The organism is Desulfobacter sp. UBA2225, from assembly GCF_002348205.1.
GTDB lineage: Bacteria > Desulfobacterota > Desulfobacteria > Desulfobacterales > Desulfobacteraceae > Desulfobacter > Desulfobacter postgatei.
Genome location: NZ_DDYV01000331.1, coordinates 1 through 3,247 on the forward strand (window position 1 = coordinate 1; position 3,247 = coordinate 3,247).

Consider the following 3,247-nt stretch of genomic DNA (forward strand, 5'->3'; position numbering starts at 1 on the left):
GCGCGCGGCCGGCATCCACCTGATTCTGGCCACCCAGCGGCCTTCCGTCGATGTTCTCACCGGTATTATCAAGGCCAACTTCCCCACCCGGATTTCCTTTCAGGTCTCATCCAAGACCGACTCCAGGACCATCATTGATGCCAATGGGGCGGAAACGCTTCTGGGCAGGGGAGACATGCTTTTTGTCCCCCCGGGCACGGCCCGGCTCAAGCGGGTCCACGGCACATATTTGTCCGAACGGGAATTAAGCGCCATCACATCCTTTGTCAAGGCCCAGGGAACACCCCAATATATTATGGATGTTACCACGGAAAAAGAAGAGCCCCAGCATACAATGGCGTTTGACGATGATGAGTATGATGAAAAGTATCAGCAGGCTCTCGACCTTGTCATGTCCACCCGTCAGGCCTCCATATCCGGGGTGCAGCGGGCGTTACGGATCGGTTACAACCGGGCAGCGCGGATTATTGATCTTATGGAAAAACAGGGGGTTGTCGCCCCTTCCGACGGTGTCAGGCCCCGCCAGGTAATCGGGTTTATTGAATGAATAAGATTAAATTAAAGTGGAAGCGGGCGTTGCCCAATTTTGTTATTACCGGATTCTTTTTTTTAATGCTGCTGTTTTTATCTTTTTTATGCGGGTCATCGGTAAAGGCCTCGGATAAAGAAGCGTCAGAAAATCAACTGCCCTTCTCCCCGGGAGAGCAGCTTGTATATCAGATCCGGTGGGATACGATTGACGCAGGCGTTGCCTCTTTTAATGTTCAGCCCGTGATAAAGGTCGGCGAACGACCTTGCCGGCACTTTTCATTGAAGGTGGAAACCTCTCCACTGGTGGATGTCTTATATCAAATTCGAGATCAACTTGATTCATATACGGACCTTGATCTCAACCGTTCAGTTTGTTACAGCAAAAAAGAGACAGGGAGCGAACAACGCGATATCCTCGTGCAGTTTGATTGGGAACAAGGTGTAGCCAGATATTCAAATTTTAATGCCCCAAGAGAGCCGATAACGATTCCTTCCGGCACATTTGACCCGCTTGCGGCATTTTATAAAATACGCGGCATGGATTTAGGCAACAAAAAGGAGATCAAATTTCCCATCACTGACGGGAAAAAATGTTTTATGGGCAGAGCAACGGTTGTGGGACAAGAGACCATAACATGTTTTAACACCACCTATGATACCTATGTGATTGAGCCTGAGGTTATCCATTTTGGCGGGGTGTTTGAAAAAAGCGACAAGCCTATGTTGCGTTTCTGGATTACCAGGGATGAAAGGCGTCTCCCGGTTCGCATCCAGTCTAAAGTGATTGTCGGTTCAATCATTGGTGAGCTTGTTTCTATACGCTAACAGCTCATGGCGGCATTATGAGATACCATACGTTTAGAATCGGGATTTTTTCAAGAGCAAATAATTAATGGGCAAAGTCAAGGCGTGACATCAACGGATAAAGACTTTCAGACCGCCCGGTTCTGGGCGGTTGTCGGGTTTCTCGGGAACTTTGGATTAACGGTCATAAAGGGCTGGGCAGGCATTGTGTCAAACTCCGGGGCCATGGTTGCGGATGCCGTGCATTCCGCCTCGGACATTTTTGCATCCATGTTTATTTATATCAGCCTGAAAATCGCCCAGAAACCCGCGGATAAAGAACATCCTTACGGCCACGGCAGGGCCGAGGTGATTTCCACCCTGGTGGTGGTGGGCATGCTGGTCGCCGCCGGTGTCGAAATTATCAGAACCGCCATCGCAACAATCCGTCAGGGATCGCTCCATGCCCCGGGAGATTTGGCCGTATATGCGGCGATCTTGTCAATTGTCGTCAACGAGTTGATGTACCAGTTCATGTACAGGGCCGGGGTGAAGACCAACAGTCCGTCAACCATTGCCAATGCCATGGATAACAGGTCAGACGCCTTTTCTTCCATTGCCGCGCTGATCGGTATTGTTGGTGCCAAATTAAAATATCCTGTTCTTGATCCTGTAGCCGGTATTGTGGTGGCCCTGTTCATATTCAAGATGAGTTATGGGATTGCCATGGACGCAGTGGGCCAGATCATGGATGAATCTGTGGGCGAGAATAAAATCCAGGAAGTGAAGACGCTTGCGCTCAGCGTCAACAGGGTTAAAAACGTGCATGGAATACGGGTACGCCGAAGCGGCGCTGCCTTTCTTGTGGATATGGACATTGTGGTGGATCCGAAGATTACTGTGGAAATGGCCCATGACATAGGCGAAGCTGTCCGGGAAATGATCCGGGTGCACATGGGTAGAGTCAGTCAGGTCCGGGTGCATATTGACCCTTCGGATTTGCACTGACAGCAATGTACATTGCTGAGTTCCTTTTTCAGGACATTATGAATTACGTCCGCAAGTTCAGAGAAAATAAAAGGCTTCATTAAAAGGCCTTTTACCCCAATTTCCAGTGCTTTTTCTTCGGTCATTGCTGAGCTGAACCCTGTACAGATGATAATGGGAATTTCTTTACGTATTGAAAGGATTTCTTTGGCCAATTTTTCTCCCGTCATCCGTGGCATCGTCATATCCGTCAGCACAAGGTCGAATTTATCCGGGTTCGATTTAAATGCTTCCAGGGCTTCAATTCCACTGGTTCTTATCGTTACATGATAGCCCAATTGTGTCAGGATCAGTTCTCCAATGTCAACCATAGACGGCTCATCGTCAACAAAAAGGATATGTCCGCGCCCTTTGGTCAGTGCATTTTCTTTGGGCTCATCCGTCTTTGCCATATCTTGAACAACAGGAAGGTAGACACTAAAAGCGCTTCCCTTGCCCAAAACACTTTCAACGATAATTTCTCCTTTCATGCTTTTCACGATACCGTGGACCACCGCCAATCCCATGCCTGTTCCTTCCCCCGGTCCCTTTGTTGTGAAAAACGGTTCAAACAAACGCTCAATCAACTCGGGCGGAATGCCGTGGCCCGTGTCTTTCACCTCTATTTTTACATAATCATCGGTCGATGCATCAGGAATGTTCGAGGTAAAATTCGGACCAAGCTTTTCGTTGGTCAGGCCGACGTATAATGTTCAACCTTTGTGATGAACAGAATAAGCCTTTTGTGATTGAAAATCAATCCGGCTTAGGGGATCATCTGTTTGCCTTGTTCAACAGCCTTGTATTTCAGATACAACAGCTTGGGTCTTCCTTGCCACTGCTTTGGAGCCAAGCCCAGGGTGTTTACTCATGTGGGATTTTTTTGGCTCTCCGATATTTTCCGTGG

At 48.4% G+C, this 3,247-nt stretch carries 4 protein-coding genes; 3 read left to right on the plus strand and 1 reads right to left on the minus strand.

The features are described 5' to 3' along the window. The 3 genes from B3D59_RS17215 to B3D59_RS17225 form a co-directional block, all read left to right on the plus strand. Positions 1-547 (plus strand): DNA translocase FtsK (locus tag B3D59_RS17215; RefSeq protein WP_286822377.1); only part of this gene is annotated, 547 nt, incomplete at its 5' end. Next, positions 544-1,356 (plus strand): DUF3108 domain-containing protein, encoded by an 813-nt coding sequence (locus B3D59_RS17220; RefSeq protein ID WP_286822378.1) that lies wholly within the window; start codon positions 544-546, stop codon positions 1,354-1,356. The genes B3D59_RS17215 and B3D59_RS17220, both read left to right, overlap by 4 nt. An 84-nt stretch (positions 1,357-1,440) precedes the next feature. Then, the gene (locus B3D59_RS17225; RefSeq protein ID WP_286822379.1) at positions 1,441-2,322 is read left to right on the plus strand and encodes a cation diffusion facilitator family transporter; all 882 of its coding nucleotides are present in this window, start codon (positions 1,441-1,443) and stop codon (positions 2,320-2,322) included. On the opposite strand, the gene B3D59_RS17230 is transcribed toward B3D59_RS17225, so the two are convergent. Then, on the minus strand, positions 2,283-3,038 hold the full coding sequence (locus B3D59_RS17230) for a response regulator (RefSeq protein WP_349676908.1): 756 nt from the start codon (positions 3,036-3,038) through the stop codon (positions 2,283-2,285). The two genes, B3D59_RS17225 and B3D59_RS17230, sit on opposite strands and share 40 nt — an antisense overlap. Between the last annotated feature and the right edge of the window lie 209 nt (positions 3,039-3,247).